11 protein-coding genes, 2 tRNA genes and 3 rRNA genes are annotated in these 22,943 nt (G+C 36.6%); 6 read left to right on the top strand and 10 right to left on the bottom strand.

Annotation, left to right across the window (positions count from 1 at the left end):
• The 5 genes from IW20_RS14820 to rrf form a co-directional block, all read left to right on the top strand.
• Positions 1-1,461 (top strand): 16S ribosomal RNA (locus IW20_RS14820); the annotation flags it as partial.
• Between the two features lie 121 nt (positions 1,462-1,582).
• Positions 1,583-1,656 (top strand) — tRNA-Ile (locus IW20_RS14815).
• Between the two features lie 104 nt (positions 1,657-1,760).
• A tRNA-Ala gene (locus IW20_RS14810) sits at positions 1,761-1,834 on the top strand.
• Positions 1,835-1,961: 127 nt separating this feature from the next.
• Positions 1,962-4,846: ribosomal RNA gene (locus IW20_RS14805) — 23S ribosomal RNA — on the top strand.
• A gap of 157 nt (positions 4,847-5,003) precedes the next feature.
• Positions 5,004-5,113: ribosomal RNA gene (gene rrf / locus IW20_RS14800) — 5S ribosomal RNA — on the top strand.
• A gap of 761 nt (positions 5,114-5,874) precedes the next feature.
• On the opposite strand, the gene IW20_RS14795 is transcribed toward rrf, so the two are convergent.
• Positions 5,875-8,643 carry an AsmA family protein gene (locus IW20_RS14795; protein ID WP_081912490.1) on the bottom strand — a complete coding sequence of 923 codons (2,769 nt, stop codon included), beginning with the start codon at positions 8,641-8,643 and terminating at the stop codon, positions 5,875-5,877.
• A gap of 21 nt (positions 8,644-8,664) precedes the next feature.
• Entirely contained in the window at positions 8,665-9,246 is a 582-nt protein-coding gene (gene miaE / locus IW20_RS14790) for a tRNA-(ms[2]io[6]A)-hydroxylase (RefSeq protein ID WP_035623806.1), read from the bottom strand.
• A gap of 109 nt (positions 9,247-9,355) precedes the next feature.
• On the opposite strand from miaE, the gene IW20_RS14785 reads away from it, so the two are divergent.
• Positions 9,356-10,600: a glycosyltransferase family 4 protein gene (locus tag IW20_RS14785; protein WP_035623804.1), complete on the top strand. Its 1,245-nt coding sequence runs from the start codon at positions 9,356-9,358 to the stop codon at positions 10,598-10,600.
• Here IW20_RS14785 and IW20_RS14780 read toward each other — a convergent pair.
• From IW20_RS14780 to porU, 8 genes are all read right to left on the bottom strand, one after another.
• Complete coding sequence (locus tag IW20_RS14780) at positions 10,597-11,475, bottom strand: helix-turn-helix domain-containing protein (RefSeq protein ID WP_035623801.1); 879 nt, start codon at positions 11,473-11,475, stop codon at positions 10,597-10,599. The genes IW20_RS14785 and IW20_RS14780 overlap by 4 nt on opposite strands.
• Before the next feature lie 80 nt (positions 11,476-11,555).
• Positions 11,556-12,098: a carboxymuconolactone decarboxylase family protein gene (locus tag IW20_RS14775; RefSeq protein WP_035623799.1), complete on the bottom strand. Its 543-nt coding sequence runs from the start codon at positions 12,096-12,098 to the stop codon at positions 11,556-11,558.
• A 384-nt stretch (positions 12,099-12,482) separates the two neighbouring features.
• On the bottom strand, positions 12,483-14,330 hold the full coding sequence (locus IW20_RS14770; protein WP_035623796.1) for a hydrolase/aminopeptidase: 1,848 nt from the start codon (positions 14,328-14,330) through the stop codon (positions 12,483-12,485).
• A 113-nt stretch (positions 14,331-14,443) separates the two neighbouring features.
• Entirely contained in the window at positions 14,444-16,081 is a 1,638-nt protein-coding gene (locus IW20_RS14765) for a pyruvate dehydrogenase complex dihydrolipoamide acetyltransferase (protein ID WP_035623793.1), read from the bottom strand.
• A gap of 3 nt (positions 16,082-16,084) precedes the next feature.
• Positions 16,085-17,083 carry a pyruvate dehydrogenase (acetyl-transferring) E1 component subunit alpha gene (gene pdhA, locus IW20_RS14760; RefSeq protein WP_035623790.1) on the bottom strand — a complete coding sequence of 333 codons (999 nt, stop codon included), beginning with the start codon at positions 17,081-17,083 and terminating at the stop codon, positions 16,085-16,087.
• Positions 17,084-17,238: 155 nt separating this feature from the next.
• Positions 17,239-17,721: a cytidine deaminase gene (cdd, locus tag IW20_RS14755; RefSeq protein WP_035623787.1), complete on the bottom strand. Its 483-nt coding sequence runs from the start codon at positions 17,719-17,721 to the stop codon at positions 17,239-17,241.
• A 73-nt stretch (positions 17,722-17,794) separates the two neighbouring features.
• Entirely contained in the window at positions 17,795-18,964 is a 1,170-nt protein-coding gene (gene porV, locus IW20_RS14750; protein WP_035623784.1) for a type IX secretion system outer membrane channel protein PorV, read from the bottom strand.
• Positions 18,965-19,000: 36 nt separating this feature from the next.
• Complete coding sequence (gene porU, locus IW20_RS14745) at positions 19,001-22,843, bottom strand: type IX secretion system sortase PorU (protein ID WP_035623781.1); 3,843 nt, start codon at positions 22,841-22,843, stop codon at positions 19,001-19,003.
• Between the last annotated feature and the right edge of the window lie 100 nt (positions 22,844-22,943).

The following is a 22,943-nucleotide window of genomic DNA, read 5'->3' as shown; positions in this document are numbered from 1 at the left end:
CATGCAAGTCGAGGGGTATAATTCTTCGGGATTAGAGACCGGCGCACGGGTGCGTAACGCGTATGCAATCTGCCTTTTACAGAGGGATAGCCCAGAGAAATTTGGATTAATACCTCATAGCATTGCAGGATGGCATCATCCAGCAATTAAAGTCACAACGGTAAAAGATGAGCATGCGTCCCATTAGCTAGTTGGTAAGGTAACGGCTTACCAAGGCTACGATGGGTAGGGGTCCTGAGAGGGAGATCCTCCACACTGGTACTGAGACACGGACCAGACTCCTACGGGAGGCAGCAGTGAGGAATATTGGACAATGGGCGCAAGCCTGATCCAGCCATGCCGCGTGCAGGATGACGGTCCTATGGATTGTAAACTGCTTTTGTACAGGAAGAAACACTGGTTCGTGAACCAGCTTGACGGTACTGTAAGAATAAGGATCGGCTAACTCCGTGCCAGCAGCCGCGGTAATACGGAGGATCCAAGCGTTATCCGGAATCATTGGGTTTAAAGGGTCCGTAGGCGGTTTAATAAGTCAGTGGTGAAAGCCCATCGCTCAACGGTGGAACGGCCATTGATACTGTTAAACTTGAATTATTAGGAAGTAACTAGAATATGTAGTGTAGCGGTGAAATGCTTAGAGATTACATGGAATACCAATTGCGAAGGCAGGTTACTACTAATTGATTGACGCTGATGGACGAAAGCGTGGGTAGCGAACAGGATTAGATACCCTGGTAGTCCACGCCGTAAACGATGGATACTAGCTGTTGGGAGCAATCTCAGTGGCTAAGCGAAAGTGATAAGTATCCCACCTGGGGAGTACGTTCGCAAGAATGAAACTCAAAGGAATTGACGGGGGCCCGCACAAGCGGTGGAGCATGTGGTTTAATTCGATGATACGCGAGGAACCTTACCAAGGCTTAAATGTAGATTGACCGGTTTGGAAACAGATCTTTCGCAAGACAATTTACAAGGTGCTGCATGGTTGTCGTCAGCTCGTGCCGTGAGGTGTCAGGTTAAGTCCTATAACGAGCGCAACCCCTGTTGTTAGTTGCCAGCGAGTCATGTCGGGAACTCTAACAAGACTGCCAGTGCAAACTGTGAGGAAGGTGGGGATGACGTCAAATCATCACGGCCCTTACGCCTTGGGCTACACACGTGCTACAATGGCCGGTACAGAGAGCAGCCACTGGGCGACCAGGAGCGAATCTATAAAACCGGTCACAGTTCGGATCGGAGTCTGCAACTCGACTCCGTGAAGCTGGAATCGCTAGTAATCGGATATCAGCCATGATCCGGTGAATACGTTCCCGGGCCTTGTACACACCGCCCGTCAAGCCATGGAAGCTGGGGGTGCCTGAAGTCGGTGACCGCAAGGAGCTGCCTAGGGTAAAACTGGTAACTAGGGCTAAGTCGTAACAAGGTAGCCGTACCGGAAGGTGCGGCTGGAACACCTCCTTTCTAGAGCCCTATATGTTAGTGGAAACACACGTTAGGGAAAGAAGACGAAGTGACCTATAGGTTAAATTGAAGGTTTTATTACTCTGCTGTTAGTTCAAATAATAAATTTTAAGTAAAACAGAGTCTCGTAGCTCAGCTGGTTAGAGTACTACACTGATAATGTAGGGGTCGGCAGTTCGAGTCTGCCCGGGACTACTTTTTAAGCTTAAAAAAAAAGGAAATTCTAGAAGTTGGAATTCACCAAAAGAAATTAGAGAAGAAATCTAAAATCTGAATTCAAAAATCTAAAATTGAAAATTGGGGGATTAGCTCAGCTGGCTAGAGCGCCTGCCTTGCACGCAGGAGGTCAACGGTTCGACTCCGTTATTCTCCACAGATCCGAAAGGATAAAAGTTCATTGATATATTGAGATAAGAAAATAATAAAAAGTAGAAAGCATTTTTTATTAACTGTAGTAATACAGTAAATAAAAAAACGGTCTTGATTTATCAAGGCTGGTACAATAAGCAAAATAAGGGCGTATGGGGGATGCCTTGGCTCTCAGAGGCGATGAAAGGCGTGATAAGCTGCGAAAAGTTACGGGGATCGGCACACACGAATTGATCCGTAAATACCTGAATGGGGCAACCCACTATGTTGAAGACATAGTACACCGATAGGTGGGCAAACCCGCTGAACTGAAACATCTAAGTAGGCGGAGGAGAAGAAAACAAAAGTGATTCCGTAAGTAGTGGCGAGCGAACGCGGATTAGCCCAAACCAACCATGTTACGGCATGATTGGGGTTGTAGGACCACGATATTTGTTGCACAAAGAATTAGAATCTACTGGAAAGTAGAACCATAGAGGGTGATAGTCCCGTATAGGTAATGAGTGTAAATGATAGTGGTATCCTGAGTAGGGCGGGGCACGTGAAACCCTGTCTGAATTTGGCGGGACCATCCGCTAAGGCTAAATACTCCTGAGAGACCGATAGTGAACCAGTACCGTGAGGGAAAGGTGAAAAGAACCGTGAATAACGGAGTGAAATAGATCCTGAAACCATACGCTTACAAGCGGTCGGAGCCCTTTCGTGGGGTGACGGCGTGCCTTTTGCATAATGAGCCTACGAGTTAACGTTGCTGGCAAGGATAAGTGGTTAAGCCACGGATCCGTAGCGAAAGCGAGTCTGAATAGGGCGCTTTAGTCAGTAGTGTTAGACGCGAAACCGTGTGATCTACCCATGGGCAGGTTGAAGCTGTGGTAACACACAGTGGAGGACCGAACCGGTTGACGTTGAAAAGTCTTCGGATGACCTGTGGGTAGGGGTGAAAGGCCAATCAAACTCGGAAATAGCTCGTACTCCCCGAAATGCATTTAGGTGCAGCGTTGTGCATAAAGTTATATAGAGGTAGAGCTACTGATTGGATGCGGGGGCTTCACCGCCTACCAATTCCTGACAAACTCCGAATGCTATATAATGTTTCACAACAGTGAGGGCTTGGGTGCTAAGGTCCAAGTCCGAGAGGGAAAGAACCCAGACCATCAGCTAAGGTCCCCAAATATATGTTAAGTTGAAAGAACGAGGTTTGTCTGCCCAGACAGCTAGGATGTTGGCTTGGAAGCAGCCATTCATTTAAAGAGTGCGTAACAGCTCACTAGTCGAGCGGACGAGCATGGATAATAATCGGGCATAAACATATTACCGAAGCTATGGATTTACAAGCAATTGTAAGTGGTAGGGGAGCATTCTAACAGGGTTGAAGGTGTATCGTAAGGTATGCTGGACTGGTTAGAAAAGAAAATGTAGGCATAAGTAACGATAATGCGGGCGAGAAACCCGCACACCGAAAAACTAAGGTTTCCACAGCTATGCTAATCAGCTGTGGGTTAGTCTGGTCCTAAGGCGAACCCGAAAGGGACAGTCGATGGCTAACGGGTTAATATTCCCGTACTACTAATTACTGTGATGGGGTGACGGAGTGATGAAAGCGCCGCGAACTGACGGAATAGTTCGTTGAAGTACCTACCTATAAGATCTGCAGGCAAATCCACAGATCTTGGGGAAATACGATAGTACTCGGAGTCTTCGGACAAAGAGATAGTGCGCCTAAGGGCTTCCAAGAAAAACCTCTAAACTTCAGGTAATTAGTACCAGTACCGTAAACCGACACAGGTAGTTGAGGAGAGAATCCTAAGGTGCTCGAGAGATTCATGGCTAAGGAATTAGGCAAAATAGACCTGTAACTTCGGGAGAAAGGTCGCCAGCAGCAATGCTGGCCGCAGTGAAGAGGTCCAGGCGACTGTTTATCAAAAACACAGGGCTCTGCAAAATCGTAAGATGAAGTATAGGGCCTGACACCTGCCCGGTGCTGGAAGGTTAAGAGGAGATGTTATCTTCGGAGAAGCATTGAATTGAAGCCCCAGTAAACGGCGGCCGTAACTATAACGGTCCTAAGGTAGCGAAATTCCTTGTCGGGTAAGTTCCGACCTGCACGAATGGTGTAACGATCTGGACACTGTCTCAGCCATGAGCTCGGTGAAATTGTAGTAGCGGTGAAGATGCCGCTTACCCGCAGTGGGACGAAAAGACCCTGTGCACCTTTACTATAGCTTAGTATTGACCTTGGATAAATGATGTGTAGGATAGGTTGGAGACTGTGAAGTGGCGTCGCTAGGCGTTGTGGAGTCATTGTTGAAATACAACCCTTTGTTTATCTGAGGCCTAACCCCGCGATTGCGGGGGACATTGCTTGGTGGGTAGTTTGACTGGGGTGGTCGCCTCCAAAAGAGTAACGGAGGCTTCTAAAGGTTCCCTCAGTACGCTTGGTAACCGTGCGTAGAGTGCAATGGCATAAGGGAGCTTGACTGAGAGACATACAGGTCGATCAGGTACGAAAGTAGAGCATAGTGATCCGGTGGTTCCGCATGGAAGGGCCATCGCTCAAAGGATAAAAGGTACGCCGGGGATAACAGGCTGATCTCCCCCAAGAGCTCATATCGACGGGGGGGTTTGGCACCTCGATGTCGGCTCGTCACATCCTGGGGCTGGAGAAGGTCCCAAGGGTTGGGCTGTTCGCCCATTAAAGTGGCACGCGAGCTGGGTTCAGAACGTCGTGAGACAGTTCGGTCTCTATCTACTGTGGGCGCAAGAAATTTGAGTGGATCTGATTCTAGTACGAGAGGACCGAATTGGACAAACCTCTAGTGTATCTGTTGTTCCGCCAGGAGCACCGCAGAGTAGCTACGTTTGGAAGGGATAAGCGCTGAAAGCATATAAGCGCGAAACCCACCACAAGATGAGATTTCTTTTAAGGATCGTGGGAGATGACCACGTTGATAGGCTATAGATGTAAAGGCAGTAATGTCATAGTCGAGTAGTACTAATAATCCGTAAGCTTATGTACGCTTTTCCCTCCCGAGCAATCGGGAGGGGAGAAACTTTCTAAAATAGTAAATAAAACTACTTTCTTTATCTCAGTGTGTTAAGATATTCCTTTTAATTATGAATTGTTAATTATCAATTGTTAATTAAAAGAAGTTGCCTAAAGCAACTAACGACCTTAAGGTGGTTATTGCGGCGGGGCTCACCTCTTCCCATCCCGAACAGAGTAGTTAAGCCCGCCTGCGCAGATGGTACTGCAGTTATGTGGGAGAGTATGTCGTCGCCTTTCTTTAGAATCCTCATCATTTATTTGGTGAGGATTTTTTTTGTGCCTTACTTTTTGAGGAGAAATACGCAAAAAGGTTTTACCGCAAAGAGCGCAAAGCATTACACAAAGGTTCGCAAAGTTTAATAAATAGACTTAGCGAACCTTTGTGGCTTCTTATCTTTGCGCTCTTTGCGGTAAAAATGGATACTGTTGTTTTGTTTTTAAACATAGACTTCACGAGAAACCTTCTATGGGATAGGTTCAAAAGTTGGGGATTAAACAGAAAGATTTTAACGCAAAGAGCGCAAAGTATTATACAAAGGTTCGCAAAGTTTAATCAATAGACTTAGTGAACCTTTGCGTTTTTTTTCTTTGCGCTCTTTGCGGTAAGATTATGGTTGTTTTGTGTTTATATAGTGTCTTTGCGCCTCTGCGCCTTCGCGTGGAACATGTTGTACAGCTTAATAAAAAAGAATCTCTGCTTGGCCTTGGTTTAGCTTCACGAAATACAACACTTTAAACTGAATTAATAAACGCTACAAATAACAATCGATTTTTAATTATCCAAAAATAGAATAGGTATTATAGGGTTTAAAAGGAGTGTTTTTTAATCAGTAATATTCTTTATTGTTTTTATTGTGATTGTTTAAAATAGAGCTTTGAAATATTTAATAGAACTATTTAAGATTGCTTAGTTGATGCCTAATAAAATGGTATCTCATATATACGCATAAAAAAACCTGCTCGTATGAGCAGGTTTGGAAATTATAGTAATGTTTAGATTAATCTTCTGTATCTTGAGTTTCTTCTAAATCATCTGATTTTCTTCCTATTTTTATTTTTGGATTGTCTTTGTTTCCTGTTATTATTAGCGGAACACCTAAAATTCCCAACGGAGGTAAGCCTAATCTCATTTTTATGTTTAGTTTACCATCTAAACTAGTTGTTCCTTCTATTCTTGGTCTGAAACCTGCAAATTTAAATTTGAATCGTTCTAGAGTTATTATATTGTTTTTAATGCTACTCTTAATATCAACTTTTGAAATTTCAGGATTTTTTATTCCCTCATGACTCGTTGTTTTACTTACAGCATTAAACATTTTCATACCATATAATTTGATGTCTTTTACAGAGACAACTCCTTCTCCGACTAACGAAGGGTAAACAGGCTCCATTTTGGCATTAAGCCTTCCTTTTAATTTGTAATCTAGAGAAACAGTTCCTTGTGCTTTTTCTGCTGCACTAGCCATTTTTCTAAATATTTCAATTTCATTATAAGCCTTTTTAACGTCAAAATCTGTTGCTTTAATGGTATAGTCGAATAAAGCTTTTTTCATCGTTAGAGCTTGGTAAGTTGCATCCATAGCGACTTCGCAACCTATCAGATTAAAACCAGTATTTTGCATAGTCAGAATACCTTTATTCATTTTTAGATTTCCTTTGGCATTATTTAAGGCAAGTTTATTAAAGTTTACCTTTTGTGCATTTGCTTGAAATTGTAAATTGAAATTCTTTGGAATTATAATCACACCAGTTTGTACTACTTCGGCTTTTGGAGCTTCAGAACTTGTATTAGGAGTTGCTGTCGTACTAGTTGTTTCTGTAGTCGTTGTCGACATAAATTCATCGGCATTGATGTATCTTGAATTTATGACAAATGAACCTTTTAAAACTCCAGTTTTGGTTGTTGCAAAATTGAATACATTTTGTAAATATCCATTCATTTTAAAGTCTGATTGTCCGTATGTTGACAAAAAGTTTTTAAAGAACATTTTATCTTGGTTTATTTTAAATATTCCTTCTTTAATGATGAACTTCTTAGGTAGGTATTCAGAAACTATTCCGATGTTTTTAATTTCTAGCGTTCCTTTATTATGGAGTTTGCTATAATTTCCTTTTTCGGCATCACTTTGTTTTCCCTTTAAAACTAAATCTGCTTTAATAGAACCATCTAAATCTAGCCCTTTTTGAGAAAATACTCTATATATTTTACTTATGTCGAGCTCTCCTTTGGCTTTTACATCATAAATAAGGTCATTAAAATTGTATAAGTCGGCATCTATGTAAAAAGGCTTTCCTTCAAATGTTATTTGTGCAGGCGATAATTTTACTTTTAAATCATCAAAAGTTCCTTTTTGATTATTAATCTCAGAAACAATTGTTATATCTGTAATTGGATTTGGATAATATTTTGTTTTTAAATATCCGTTCTTCAGGTTAATTGTTCCGGAAGTTACAGGTAGGAGTTTGTTTTTTAAATCAAAAATTCCCTTTGCTTTAATATCTCCAATAAGATTTCCTTTTAATTCAATATCTGGAATTCCAAAAGCCTGAGTTAGTTTTTGTAAATCTATTTGACTACTTAAATCAATATTTAGGTCAGGAGTACTTACTCCTTTTACATAGAATTTAGATTTTAAATAATCTTTATTAATATTCAAAGCTAAATTTTTTCCGTCTACAATTAATAGATCAGGATTTAATGAAGGTAGCTTTGTGTTTATATCTAGGTTTAAATTTGAAATAGGGAATGAACTTTTATTATAGTTTACATACCCATCATTTATTTTTAAATCTAAATCTAAATCTGGTGCTATATTTTGAGAAGCAATGTATTTCCCTTTTAGCGTAAGCAATAAATTGGTATTACCCTTTAAATCTGTTTTAGATAGCCAGGTGATAAATTTTGGAGGAAATGCCGTAAATACATCATGTAATTGGCTATTGTTTGATTTTATTACAAAATCGATATTATAACCATCTTTTAAGAAGTCAAATTTTCCTTTAAAATCAACTATCAGCTGATTTATTTTTAAATTGTTTTGCTCAAAAAAGAATGATAAGGAGTTTACATTTACTTTAGTAATTAAATCGGCATCAACCTTTTTATTCATTAAGTACGGTTCATTCTCATATAAAATATTAAGTTTTTCGATTTTAGCTTTTGAAGATAAATCGAAAATATCTTTGCTTAAATCTCCTTTTCCAGAATAATTAAAACCAAATACATCCAGATGTACATTGGTCGATTTATCATCGTAAATAATTTTACTGTTTAAGATTTCAATTTTTTCTAGTTTTAAAGAAGTATCACTATTGTCCGTTTCTTTTTCAGCTTCGGCAGATGATGATTTATAAACATTATAATTTGCCTCACCATTCTTATTAACTTTTACATTGATAAAAGAATCTGATAAGTATATTTGATCAATACTAACTGTCTTTCCAAATATCAAACTACTGATGTTTATTCCAAAGGAAACTTCTTTTGCCGAAACAAAATTCTCTTTCTCGAATGGAGCAGATCCGTTTAGTTTTAAATCGTCTAAAGTTAAAGTTAATGATGGGAAATGATGAAAGAAGGAAATGTTAGCATCTGAATAATTTAATTCAGCATTAAGTTTTTTGTTTGCTGTTTTCTTTATCTCTTCTTTTATTTTATCCGAAAAAACATAAGGCGTTATAAAAAGTAGCGCTAAAATAACGACTAGCACTATTCCAATATATTTTACTATTCTATATAAAATGGATTTTATATTCCCTTTTGCCATAAGTATAATTATTAGTTGTTTTTATCCGTGTACAGTTTCGCTTTTTCCATAATTGGTAATAATAGAACCTTCGTATTCAATCCATTCTTTCCAACGTTTATCAATGTCTATGTTATCTGTATATTTTCGGGCAAATCCTAAAAAAGTGGTATAATGGCCTGCTTCCGAAATCATTAAATCACGATAAAACTTGGCTAATTCTTGATCTTTTATGTTTTCTGAAAGAACTTTAAAACGTTCGCAACTTCTAGCTTCAATCATAGCCGAAAATAATAAACGATCACAAAGTGCGTCTTTTCTACTACCATCTTTTTTCATGAATTTAAAAAGTTCATTTACATAATGGTCCTTTCTTTCGCGACCAAGTGTCAAGCCTCTTTGCTTGATAATGTCATGTACCATTTGTAAATGCTCTAATTCTTCTCTGGCAATAATCAACATTTCGGTTACTAATTCCTCTAATTCTGAATTGTATGTTATTAAACTAATTGCATTTGAAGCTGCTTTTTGCTCACACCACGCATGGTCGGTTAGAATTTCTTCAATATTCGATTCGACGATGTTTACCCAGCGTGGGTCTGTAGCTAATTTTAATCCTAACATGATATTTTATTTATAACCTACAAAATTAGTGTTTTATTCCCGATTTTTGGGTTTAATGATGGTTTTGCCGCTTAAATAGTATTATTTTGTAGTAGAAATATAACAAGACATGAGTGCGCTTAAAAAGCTTTTAATAATTGGTTTTGTATGGCCTGAGCCTAATTCATCGGCTGCAGGGGGGAGAATGATGCAATTAATTTCAATTTTTCAGGAACAAGGATTTGAAATCACATTTGTTAGTCCAGCTTTGGATAGCGATTTTATGATAGATCTACCAATATTAGGAATCGAAAAAAAATCGATTGCTTTAAACTGTTCTAGTTTTGATGATTTTATAAAAGAGCTGAATCCATCTATTGTTTTGTTTGATCGATTTATGATTGAAGAGCAGTTTGGTTGGCGTGTGTCTGAGAATTGTCCTAATGCATTGCGTATTCTGGATACTGAGGATTTGCATTGTTTACGCCAAGCCCGTCAGAAAGCATTTAAAGAAAATAGAAATTTCGTAATTAGTGATTTATTTTCAGAAGAAGTTGCAAAGAGAGAAATTGCTAGTATTTTGCGATGTGATTTGTCTTTGATGATTTCTGAGTTTGAAATGGAGTTGCTAGAATCGGTATTTAAAATCGATACGTCTTTATTGCATTATTTACCTTTTTTATTGAATCCAATCTCTGAAGATATATTAAAAGTATTACCCTCTTTTGAAGAAAGAACTGATTTTATTTTCATTGGTAATTTTTTGCATGAACCTAATTGGAACACCGTTCAATATCTGAAAGAAGGAATTTGGCCTTTGATAAAAAAACAATTACCAGATGCAGTTTTAAATATCTATGGTGCTTATCCTTCACAAAAAGTTTTGCAATTGCATCAGCCTAAATCAGGTTTTTATATTATGGGCCGTGCAGATAATGCTCAGGAAGTAGTACAAAAATCACGAATAGTTTTGGCTCCGATACGTTTTGGTGCGGGTCTAAAAGGAAAACTTGTTGAAGCCATGCAATCTGGAACACCAAGTGTAACCACAACAATAGGGGCGGAAGCCATGAATGGTGATTTACCTTGGAATGGCTTTATTGTTGATGATGCCGAAGATTTGGCTAAAGCAGCGGTAGCGTTATATCAAGATAAAAATCTGTGGAATGAAGCTCAAATAAAAGGAATCGAAATTATTAATGCACGTTATTTAAAAGATAATTTTGCAAAGGATTTTATGAAAACAATTTTCTATTTACAATCTAATTTAGAATCTCATCGTAATAATAATTTTATAGGGAGTATGTTGCAATTTCATACAATGAGGAGCACAAAATATATGTCTAAATGGATTGAAACAAAAAATAAAAATTAAGCCTCCATTTTTCCAAAGCCTACTGTCTCTCTATAAATTTGAGGCGAAACATCAGCATTGGTTTTAAAAAATCGGCTGAAATAATGTTCGTCTTCGTAACCTAATTCATATGCAATTTCTTTGACGGTTTTGTTGGTCATATATAATTCTCTTTTGGCTTCGATTATTATTCTTTCTGCAATTAAATCGGTTAATGTTTTATTGAAATAAGTCTTAGATAATTTTGCTAACGCTTTTGGAGAGATATTGAGTAATTCGGCATAATTTCCTGCTGAATGTTTAGTTTTAAAATTTAGTTCAATAGCGTCTTTTAGATTCTGAAGAATAAATGGTTCTTTAGAATTTGGTAATGATTTCATTTCTTCTAATTGTTCATTCTTTAGACGGGAAGCGGTAATTAAAAATATTTTTAGGTACGAAATCAATAATTCATATTGTGCTAATTCAGCATTTTGAATTTCTGTTTTCATTTGTTCTAAAACCATTCTAAAAGTTGTTGCGGCTTGTTCAGTAATAATGGTAAAAGGTGGTTGGTAAACATTATTAAATAAAATACCATTGCATGAAACTTCCTTTTGATGCATGTGAATACAGTAGAAGTCTGGGTGAAAATGAATCGCGATTCCTTCAATTGGTTCGCTTACGCATAGCATAAAAGGTTGATAAGGAGAAAAGGCTAGGAGTGAGTTTTCTTCAAAATGATGTTCTGCAAAATCAGCTTTTACTTTGCCTTTTCCTTTGGTTACCCAAATTAAGGAAAAATAATTATTACGCTGCAAATGGTCAAAATGACTATTATTATCAAAAGGAAGTAGCTTGAAAGCTAAATTGCCATTTTGTGGATTGATCAAGGTGAAAACATTCTGACTGCTCATGATTTCTTTTTGTTTTTGAAAATATAAAGATAGTTATGAAAAGAATTCACAACTATCTTTATAAAGTGTTTTTGTTTGAATTAATTTAAACTTGAAACAACTGGGAAATCAATTTCTGTGTTTGCTGTATTGTTAAAATAGTTTGTTAAAACATTTAAAGCTACATGTCCAATTGTTTCTGCAATTTCAGCATCAGTAACTCCTGCATTTTTTGCTTTGTTTACGTCTTCATCATTTACTAAACCATTTTTGCTGATTAGGGTTTTAGCAAATTGTAAAACAGCTTCAATTTTAATATCGGTTGAGTTTCCTGTTCTTGCTGCTTGTAAAACAGCAGGGTCTGCTTTTATCAGTTTTTCTCCAATAAAGGTATGAGCTGCTAAGCAGTAATCGCATGAATTACTTTCAGAAACTGCTAAGGCGATTAGTTCTCCTGTTTTTGCACTTAATTTTCCGTGGCTTAAAGCACCACTTAAATTTAAATATCCTTCTAGAACTGCTGGAGAATTCCCCATCGTTCTCATCATGTTCGGAACAACTCCTAATTTAGCTTGTACAGCGCTGAATAAATCTTTAGTTTTTCCTGTTACTTCTTCTGGGTTTAATGCTGTTAATCGTGTCATCGTATTTAATTTTTATGTTATTTATTTGTTGTTGTCTTTTGACATTACAAAGGTGTGATGATTACAGAATTTAGAACATGGAGAATTTACGCTATGTAATGGATAATTTTCCCTGAGGTGTTTTTTTAGGAGCTAATCCCGCTATTCGTTACAATCTTTTGCTTTTTAAAGAAAAAAGCAAAAGGATTTCCACTTCTATCGGGGCTAGGGCAATTGTTTTCATAAGAATGTTTCTCGTTCCTAGAAAATGACAAATAAGAATAAAAAAAAATCCCCGATTACAAGGTGTAACCGGAGATTTTTTGCTTTGCAGTTTTCAGTCGCAGTCTTCGGTCAGATTGTAAGCTGAAAACTGAGACAGCGACTGTAAATTGAAACTGAATGCTATTTTAAAACACTTTCAACAGCTTGAACGGTTGTTGCGTGATAACCAGATTTGGCTTTGTCAAAAATTTGTTTTGCCCAAACTTTTCCTTCAGGAGTTTTTGCCATTTCTTTGTAAAGCATCATTACAGATCCTGTTCTGCTGCTTGAAATCAAAAATTGTTCAATTGCAGGATTAGCAGCAGTGTATTTATAGCGAATCGATGGAATAAACCATTGGCGTTTGATAACGAAATTACCTCCCTTTGTAAAATTAAATTCAGCATCAATTGCTTCCATTTCTTTTGCAGTGATGTCTGTTGGCAGATTATCTATAAAATGTTGTTTTTCTGCAGTTGTTGTGATTTTTTTACTTAAACCTTTTACGCCAGTTTCTCTCCAGCTTTTCTGAATTTTGTCTATTGCATCAAAATCTGCTGAACTTACTGGAGTAATGTTTGATGGAATTCCAGGTTTGAAAATCCAATCTTCAGCTTTTATTTTATCAGCAAGTGCTTTGTCTCCTTTTATAAGGTTTTCATTGTAGTATTTAATAAAATCATCTGTTGTGATAGATTTAAAAGCGTGTGCATCGAAATAGTTTTTAATGAAAACGTCAAATTTTTCACGTCCAACTGCATTTTCTATAACTCTTAAAAAAGCATATCCTTTTACATAAGGAATCATGCTAATTCCATCATCAGGATTTCTTCCTGTTAGACTTACTTTTAATCTTGTATCTGGATTTGTATCTCCATATTCAGCTACATTATCAACTAATTCTTTACGGATGATAACGTTTTGCATTTCAAATTCTTTCTTTCCAAAAATAGCTTCACCAATTCTATGTTCTACATAAGTGGTGAAACCTTCGTTTAACCAGATATCATCCCATGTAGCATTGGTTACTAAGTTTCCGCTCCAGCTATGTCCTAATTCATGCGCTAATAAGCTAGTTAAAGAACGGTCTCCTGCAATAACACCAGGAGTTAGGAATGTTAAGTTAGGGTTTTCCATTCCGCCATAAGGGAAGCTTGGTGGTAAAACCAAAACATCATAACGTCCCCAACGGTATGGGCCATAAAGTTTTTCGGCAGCAACTACCATTTTTCCAAGTTCAGCAAATTCCCAAGCTGATTTTTTTAGCATAGATGGTTCAGCGTAAACACCTGTTCTATCATCGATCGATTGAAATTCGATGTCTCCAACTGCAATTGCCATTAAGTATGACGGTATTGCTTTGTCTTGTTTAAATGTATAAACTCCTGTGTCGTTTTTCTTTTGAGGATTAACAGCACTCATCACGGCCATTAAATCTTTAGGAACTGTAACTTTTGCATTATAAGTAAAACGTATTGATGGAGAGTCTTGACACGGAATCCAAGTACGTGACCAGACGCTTTCTCCTTGAGAGAAAAGGAAAGGTTTCTTTTTGTCTGCAGTTTGTTCTGGTTTTAACCATTGCAATGCTACTGCATCTTTAGTTGTACTATAGTAAATGTTTACTTTGGTGGTGGTAGGTTCGATTGTAATATGAAGCGGTTTTCCGTGAAATTCGACGTCTTTTCCAAGCTCGAATTTGGTTTCTTTTTCATCATCGCCTAAAGTTACTTTTGTAATGTTAAGCGTGTTTTCGTCAAAGATAATTTCGTTTCCTTTGCTTACGTTGTCAATTAACCAGGAAGCTTTTCCTGAAATAGTTTGAGTATCAAAGTCTACTTTTATATCCAGATCTAAATGTTTTACAACAGCAAGTTCTGGTTTAGAATAACTGTGTTCGTCTGTAACAACAGTTGTTTTTTCGGTTTGTTCTTTTTTCTGGCAGGCTATTACTGTCAGAAATAAAGTGGCAAGGATTAGTTTTTTCATTTTATGAAGAATTGAATTAGTGGAGGGAAATTAAACAAAAAATCCCGTTTTGAATAATCAAAACGGGATTTTATTATAAATAACCTTAAGCTTAGCTCAGGCTGACATTTAAATTATGCCAACATTGTAACTGGGCTTTCGATGTATTGTTTTAATGTTTGTAAGAATTGAGCTCCAGTTGCACCGTCAATTGTTCTGTGGTCACAAGCTAATGATAACATCATTGTGTTTCCTACTACAATCTGACCGTTTTTAACTACTGGCTTTTCTACAATTGCACCTACAGAAAGGATAGCAGAGTTTGGTTGGTTTATGATAGAATTGAATTCTGTAATACCAAACATTCCAAGGTTAGATACTGTAAAAGTACTTCCTTCCATTTCTTGTGGTCCAAGTTTTTTGTTTTTAGCTCTTCCAGCAAGATCTCTTACGCTAGCGCCAATTTGAGATAAACTCATAGCATCTGTAAATTTCAATACAGGAACTACTAATCCATCTTCAACAGCTACAGCAACACCAATATTTACATGGTGGTTGATGATGATAGCATCTTCTTTCCACTGAGAGTTAATTTTTGGATGTTTTTTCAATGCTAATGCACAAGCTTTAATTACCATATCGTTAAAAGATACTTTTGTATCTGGTACGCTGTTTATTGTAGCTCTAGATGTCATTGCTTCATCCATGCTTACTTCTATCACTAAGTTATAGTGAGGAGCTGTAAACAATGATTCTGCTAAACGTTTAGCAATGATTTTACGCATTTGCGAGTTTTTGATTTCTTCTGTGAAAACTTCACCAGCAGGAACAAAAACTTTTGCAGCAGCAGCAGTAACTTCAGGAGTTTTAGTAGCAGGTGCAGTTGCAACTGGCTGTGTAGTTGCTGCAGTAGCAGGTGTAAAGTTTTCGATATCGCTTTTTACGATACGTCCGTTTTCACCAGATCCTTTTACTTGAGATAATTGAATTCCTTTATCTGAAGCAATTTTCTTTGCTAAAGGTGAAGCTAAAATTCTTTTTCCGTCGCTTACTACTTCAACAGTTTCTGCTGTTTCTTGAGCAGGAGTTGCTTTAGTTTCTTCTACTGCTTTTGCAGGAGCGCCACCAGGAGTATAGTTTTGAGCAATACCAGAAATGTCAGTTCCAGCAGGTCCGATGATAGCTAATAAACTATCAACAGGAGCTGTGTTTCCTTCTTGAATACCAATGTATAATAATGTACCTTGGTTGAAAGATTCAAATTCCATTGTAGCTTTATCAGTTTCGATTTCAGCAAGAATATCACCTTCAGCAACAGCATCACCAACTTTTTTAAGCCAAGTTGCTACTGTACCTTCAGTCATAGTATCGCTTAATCTAGGCATAGTTACTACAACAACACCTTTTGGTAATTCAGTTGCAGCTTTTGCAGGAGCTGGTGCTTCTGTTTTAGCCTCTGTAGTTGCAGCTTCAGCTTTTGGAGCTTGAGCAGCAGGAGCGTCTCCTCCAGCGATTAATGCCGTAACATCTTCACCTTCGTTTCCTATAATTGCTAGTAATGAATCTACTGGAGCAGTTTCTCCAGCAGGTATTCCTATATATAAAAGAGTTCCTTCATTGAAAGACTCAAATTCCATTGTTGCTTTGTCAGTTTCAATTTCAGCAAGGATATCTCCTTCGCTAATTTTGTCTCCTACTTTTTTTAGCCAAGTTGCTACCGTTCCTTCCGTCATAGTATCGCTCAAACGAGGCATTGTTACTTTTATCGCCATGATTTATAGTTTATGAGGTGTAAATGGATAGTCTTCTTGTGCGTATACTACATCGTAAAGTTGTTGTAATTCTGGATATGGAGATTCTTCAGCAAATTTCACACACTCTTCAACCAAGTCTTTTACTCTTTGGTCAATTTCTTCAATTTCTTCTTCAGTAGCAAATTTTTGATCTTTTATTACATCAAGAACTTGTGTAATTGGGTCAATTTTTTTGTATTCTTCTACTTCTTCTTTAGAGCGATATAATTGTGCATCAGACATTGAGTGTCCTCTGTAACGGTATGTTTTCATTTCTAAGAAAGTTGGACCATCGCCACGACGAGCTCTTTCTACAGCTTCGTACATTGCTTCTGCAACTTTCACAGGGTTCATTCCATCAACAGGTCCACAAGGCATTTCATAACCTAAACCAAGTTTCCAGATATCAGTATGATTTGCAGTTCTTTCTACAGAAGTTCCCATTGCATATCCATTGTTTTCAACAATAAATACAACTGGAAGTTTCCATAACATAGCCATGTTAAAAGCTTCGTGTAAAGAACCTTGTCTTGCAGCTCCATCACCAAAATAGGTCATAGTTACACCACCTGTTTCAAAATATTTATCTGCAAAAGCTAAACCAGCTCCTACAGGAATTTGTCCACCTACAATTCCGTGACCTCCATAAAAACGGTGCTCTTTTGAGAAAATGTGCATAGATCCACCCATTCCTTTAGATGTTCCTGTTGCTTTTCCTAAAAGTTCAGCCATTACACGTTTTGGATCTACACCCATACCAATTGGTTGTACGTGGTTTCTGTATGCAGTTATCATTTTATCTTTTGTCAAATCCATGACATGCAATGCACCAGCGAGTACAGCTTCTTGACCATTGTATAGGTGAAGAAATCCTCTTACTTTCTGTTGGATGTACAATGCTGCTAGTTTGTCTTCAAACTTTCTCCAAAGTAGCATGTCCTCATACCACTTTAAATATACCTCTTTTGTAACTTCTTTCATCTGAATTCTTTCTTTTGCTAAAGTGTTTCTGTTATCAATTGTTGCCTATAACGCAAAATAGTTTCCTCCCACAAATTTGCGCCCGAAGGGTCGGGATGCAAAAATAAGACATTCCTACTAAGAAGTAAAATTTAAAAGCTAATTTTTGGTTTTTTTTACAAGAACTTTTTATCAAACATAAAAGGAAGTAAATTTTTTAGGGATGCCGATTGATAAATTGCACCTATTTCTCCCATGAAATAAATTTCGATAGGGGTCTCTTGTTTTATCTCATATTCTGCAATCGATTGTCTACAAGATCCACAAGGAGGGATTGGAGCTTTTGTTTGATTCATATCTGAAGCTGCTGAGATGGCAATTTTTAAAATTTTTGCATCAGGATAAATTGCTCCTGCATGAAAAATAGCTACTCTTTCTGCGCAAAGTCCCGAAGGATAAGCTGCGTTTTCTTGATTAGAACCCAAAACAATTTGACCATTGTCTAAAAGTAATGCTGCTCCAACTCTAAATTTAGAGTAAGGTGCATATGCTTTTTTGCGAATAGCGATTGCTTCATTCATTAAGTCTTGGGTGTCTTTTGAAAGTTCTTCGATAGATTCAAAAACAGAAAATTGCGTTGTAATAGATATTTCTTTCATTATGTATTTAGGAAAAAAAATCCAAATTTCACGAAAGTGAAATTTGGATTGTTATAATTGTAATTTTTATTTATTAATATACTTCGTATTTGTCGCCAAAGTTAAAGGTTAGTGAGAAACGAAGTGTGTTTTCTAGTGGATTTTTTACGTTTGATGTAGAGAATAAGTAAGAAACGTCTACTTTTACTACATTATACTTGAAACCTGCTCCTAGTGAAAAGAATTTTCTAGCTCCTTTTTCTGGGCTTTCATGGAAATATCCTAATCGGAATGCAAACGCATCTTGATACATATATTCTGCACCAATGCTATAAGTAATCTCTTTTAGTTCTTCGCTAAAACCACCTGGGGCATCACCAAAAGATTGAAATATTCCAGATACCCAACCTATTGATCGGTAATCCTCATTGTTTTGCATTCTTTCGTCTAGGGTAACTGTACCATCACCATTTAAATCTGGGTCCTGAGGTGTCGGAACTAATAATTTACTAAATTCTACACCTACGCCTATTTTGTTGTATTCGTCTAGGATAAAATCAAATCCTCCACCTACTTTTAAATTAGCTGGTAAGAAATTAGCGTTGAGTTCGTCGCTATCATATTTCATTTTAGGTCCTAAATTCTGAATGTTGAAACCACCTCTCCATCTTCCGTTAAAACTGTTATAAGCAATTTCTTCTGACTGATAAAAACCAGCTACGTCTACTGCAAATGAGCTTGCAGGTTTAGCATCTATTTCTTCAGAAGCGATTTTCAGGTTTGAGCGAATATATCTTCCTGCTACAGCCATCGAGAATTTTTCGCTTAGCTTTAAAGAGTAAGACCCGTCAAGCGCCATTTCGTTAGGAGAAACGATGTTTACTGCTTCATCAGGGCTATCGGTTTTTCTTAATTCGATATCACCAAATCCAAAATAACGGAAACTCGCTGCAAATGCATTTCGATCGTTTATTTTGTTATAATAGGTGATTTGTCCTAGGGAAACATCATTTACCAAATCGGTAAGATAGGGAGTATAACTAACAGAAAATCCTTGTTTGTCTTCGGAGAAGGCATACTTTGCGGGATTCCATTGTTGAGAAAATGCATCTACAGATGTGGCGACACCTTGGTCGGCCATACCTGCTGCTCTAGCGTCAGCAGCTACTAATAAAAAAGGTACTGCGGTTGTAATAGTTCTTTCTTGTGCCTTTGCTAATGAAACGACAAAAAGGCAAATTAAAATGAGGGTAGGTTTTTTCATCTAGGTTTTAAAATAGTAAACAAATATAATATTTAATTAAAGTATGACAAGTTTTTCAATTTTTTCTGCTTTTTTATTTGTTGTGTTCGATTTTACAGTTAGTTTATAAATATAAACACCTTTGCCAATTCGATCGCCAAAATCGTCTCTTCCGTTCCAAGTTATGTCCCGAGATAAAAAACCTTCGGTAGTAATAATTTGATTTTTTGTCCATACAACCTTCCCAGTAATTGTCATTACTTGTACTTGAACTTCTAAAGGTTCATAGGGTTTGTTGTGTGAAAACCAAAACTCAGTATAGGTTGTGAACGGATTCGGATAATTTAAAACATGCGTTAATGTTATTGTGTCATCACCTGAAACAATAAATTGAATTTCGGCTGTAACAGGGTTGTTGTATACATCCCATGCTGTTACCGAAACGGTGTGCAATCCGACAGCTAAATTACGGAACGGAAAACGTAATGTTCCATGCGTGTAATCGTCTAATTTGGTCTGATAATAATCGTTTAATATATAAGGATTACTAACGTCTCCATCTAAAATTGCAACTATGTCATGTCCTATTCCACTTGCGGTATTTATCCCGTTTTCATCTTCAAGATTTGCAAGTAAAAAAGGAGATTCATTTGTAGCCCCTCCTGATACAAATGTTTCATCGTTCATATATAACTGCACTTTTGGACTATTATTGTCCTGAGGTGCATTTTCATTAATTCCGCCTATTTTTATGGTTGTATCGTAACCGGTTTGGTTCTCAAGAAGTTGTTGTTTTTTTGCGTAAAAGCTGATTCTTCCGTTTCCTACAGGAATTCGGATGTCTCTTGGTACTACAAAACTAAACTCAAATAAACCGTTGGTTACAGATGCACTTCCTCTAAAAATAGTTTCTCCCAAAGTGTTAAATTGCATTGGGGGACTAAAGCCATCATTATTGAGTGTCGAAGATATAATTAATTTATCAAATATCGCAGTAGTTAATTCACCATTATAGTTAGATAGTAAAATATTATTTTCATCTGTTATTTCTCCGGATAATTTAATTTTTGATAGTGATTTTAAGTCGTCAATTGGTTGAGAAATAACAACATCATTTACTTTAGTTAGTCTTACTTTTGGTTTGGGGATAGCAAGCATTAGTGCTGGATCACCTATATATACAATAACATTACTGGCAGAACTCGGATTGCTGTTTTTAGATAATCGCAATGATTCAGAAATAGTTGTATATTGGTTAGATCCGTATGATAATAAATTTTTTGATAAGATATCATTGAAGTTTTCAGCGCTAAACTGTCCGATGGATCTTATGGTTGTGAGCATAGCGATGGCACCTCCTTTAGGATTCCAGTAAGTATATTCGCCAGCTGTAGGTCTTGTAGGGTCGTCAAATCTTGAGAATTCGCAGGTTATAGTTATAAATAATGGATATTTATATTGATTGTTTAGATTTTGTCCATCAGCTTTTGACCAAATGCGTTCGCCAGCTAAACCATCTTCACCACCATGACCTAGATAGTTAAAAACGAGTGCTCCTTTTTCGAAAGCATCAAATAGGTCAGTTCGTGCTTTGGGATATCTTGATCCTCCTGCTGAAGCTTCTTGTGTGTAGGAATCTAAGAGAATTTTATCAATATTGAAAAAAGGTTTTTCGGTACCTATTACATCAGCTAATTTATTTTGTCGGCTTTGTAGTGTAGTATCCGTTGCTTTATCGGAATCATCAGCAATTAATACGAAGTTGTTTTTCCAGTTTCCGTAGGATTTAATATCATGATATTCCAGCACTTTATTAACCATTTCGTTTGCTTGTTTTGTGTCGTTAACAGGCATTCTTCCTACCGCAAGGTCTATTCCTCCAAAAAATGAGGTTATATTACCTTCGTCATTATCCATTAATCCATAAAAGTCATCAGATGCAAATGAGGCTTCTCCTGTAGTATTGCTTCTCAAAGAGTAATATATAGGTACAATGTTTCCGTTATTATTGATTCTGTTTTTATAATCGAAAGAAGCATCTCCGAAAAGGTTGACATATTTAATTCTTTTGTCTGGAGATGAGGCATTGTCATAAATATATTTAATGCAGTTTCTAATGGCTGCTATGTCTTGTTTTCCAGATGAGAATTCTTGGTAAATTGATTCAGTTGAAATCACTTTTACGCTTAAATTAGAATGAGATCTGTGAAAATTTGCTAATCTTTCGGCTTGATTCAGTAAAAAAGATGGAGTGATGATTACATAATCTATATCTTGAAAAGCGCCTTGATTATTTTTTAAAAGTGTTCCCTTTAAGTTTTGATTAGGGATTTTGGTTTTGTTGTCTTTAAACGGAATGTAGTAGTCGGATGGATCAAGAGCTACATATTTTCTTATTTCTCCTAATTGTGCTTTAAAGCTAATTGCGTTTTGATTTGAGTTTTCAAGAGTGCTTACATTATATATGTCGGTAACGTCCCAAATTTGAACAATGCCAGATGTGTTTGTTATGTCGTAATTAGCAATCCCGAAGCTGGAGCTGGCTAAATCGTATTGAAAAAGAAATTGTTTTCCATATCCTTGTAATTTTCGTTTAGCAATTAATTTAATCTGATCTAGATATCCCTTTGATCCAGGAACGCCATTATTGTTATAATTAAGTTTTATTTTAATGTTTTCGGTTTCTGTAAATGTTTTGTTTGAGGGCAAGGAGTCCGTAAAGAATTTAATTTCAGAATTAGGTGTTATTGCAGGGAAATTAATAGTTCCTATATCTTGTCCGTTAGCCGCAACTTTAAAAGATGTGTTCGTGTATGAAGCAGATGCAGTCTTGACTTGTATTTTTACAGGAATTGAAGTGTCGATATTTGGAAAGCTAAAATCAAATTCTTGTTCGTTGTCCATTTCAAAAGCTTCGCCATACCATTCTCTTCCAAGGTGAGTTATGTTTATGAGGTCTTTTTCATGGTATTGGTGGTCGTCAAATGTGGATAGGTTTATAGTGCTGCTTCCGGATGGTGGTTGCATTTGAGTAATTCTTTTCCCGTTACCTCCTTGAGCTGTTATATAGTAGTAAGATTTGTTGTCGAATAAATTGCTATAGGTTCTGCTTTCGTCATTCCAAGTATCAACGCCTTCGGCATAAAATAAAATGTAGTCATCATTATCAAAGCTTCCATCATTTTCCCCAATAATCTGAATTGCATTTTCTGTTAAGTCATTAGGGTAATAACTTGCGTTAGATAAAGGGAGCATTCTGCCGCCATTCCCAAATATTTTTATGTTTTTAGGATTTGTTTTTATTAAGTCGGGGCTTAAATTTTGCAAGAAGCTTTTGGAAATTTTATACACACCCGATTTTTCAATATAAAATCGATACCAATCTCCAGATGATAAAACAGAATTGGAGATGTTAGCGTTCTTTCGGGTTAGTGATGTTCTTGAAGAAGTATTGTTCTGAGAATTGGTTATTATATTATAGGTAAAAGATTTTATTTTTTTATATCCAGTCCCATCATTAATTATTGGTGATAGGGTTAATAAAGCTTGATTGATTCCTCTTGCGGAAGATATTTTTAACGTTTCATTAATAGTTTTTGGGATGTTTTTTAATGTTAAATCACCCAGCTGATTTTCTGAAATCGTTTCGTAAACTATATTAGATAATTGGACGACGCTGTTCTCAGAATAATTGAATTGCGTCAGGTTTAAAGCATATAAAATTGTCTTTGTATCGGAGTTTAATTGGTAGTTATTGCCCGAAAATAGGGGGGCATTGACTTTAAAGTCTCCAAAATACATGTCTTTTTTATCGAGCCAATTTATAATAACATCATCTTTCGTTTGTCCGAAAGAGCTGATATATAGTAAGATAAAACAGGTTAATAAGGTCTTTTTCATTGCGTGCTTTAACAAAAATGATATAGTTGTATTATACCAAGTAAAAATATGGTATTTAGTGTTATAGTAAATAATAAAAAGTATATTTTTGCGTTCGAGT

The sequence above is a fragment of the Flavobacterium hydatis genome (genome assembly GCF_000737695.1).
GTDB lineage: Bacteria > Bacteroidota > Bacteroidia > Flavobacteriales > Flavobacteriaceae > Flavobacterium > Flavobacterium hydatis.
Note: the sequence above shows the minus strand (reverse complement) of the source record. Positions and strands in the feature narration are given on the sequence as shown.

Bases quoted from the DNA above. Each gene is read 5' to 3' on its own strand.
- IW20_RS14795 (WP_081912490.1), bottom strand. From the start codon at position 8,643: ATGGCAAAAGGGAATATAAAATCCATTTTATATAGAATAGTAAAATAT.
- pdhA (WP_035623790.1), bottom strand. From the start codon at position 17,083: ATGAAAGAAGTTACAAAAGAGGTATATTTAAAGTGGTATGAGGACATG.
- porU (WP_035623781.1), bottom strand. From the start codon at position 22,843: ATGAAAAAGACCTTATTAACCTGTTTTATCTTACTATATATCAGCTCT.
- porV (WP_035623784.1), bottom strand. From the start codon at position 18,964: ATGAAAAAACCTACCCTCATTTTAATTTGCCTTTTTGTCGTTTCATTA.
- IW20_RS14785 (WP_035623804.1), top strand. From the start codon at position 9,356: ATGAGTGCGCTTAAAAAGCTTTTAATAATTGGTTTTGTATGGCCTGAG.
- IW20_RS14775 (WP_035623799.1), bottom strand. From the start codon at position 12,098: ATGACACGATTAACAGCATTAAACCCAGAAGAAGTAACAGGAAAAACT.
- cdd (WP_035623787.1), bottom strand. From the start codon at position 17,721: ATGAAAGAAATATCTATTACAACGCAATTTTCTGTTTTTGAATCTATC.
- IW20_RS14770 (WP_035623796.1), bottom strand. From the start codon at position 14,330: ATGAAAAAACTAATCCTTGCCACTTTATTTCTGACAGTAATAGCCTGC.
- IW20_RS14765 (WP_035623793.1), bottom strand. From the start codon at position 16,081: ATGGCGATAAAAGTAACAATGCCTCGTTTGAGCGATACTATGACGGAA.
- miaE (WP_035623806.1), bottom strand. From the start codon at position 9,246: ATGTTAGGATTAAAATTAGCTACAGACCCACGCTGGGTAAACATCGTC.
- IW20_RS14780 (WP_035623801.1), bottom strand. From the start codon at position 11,475: ATGAGCAGTCAGAATGTTTTCACCTTGATCAATCCACAAAATGGCAAT.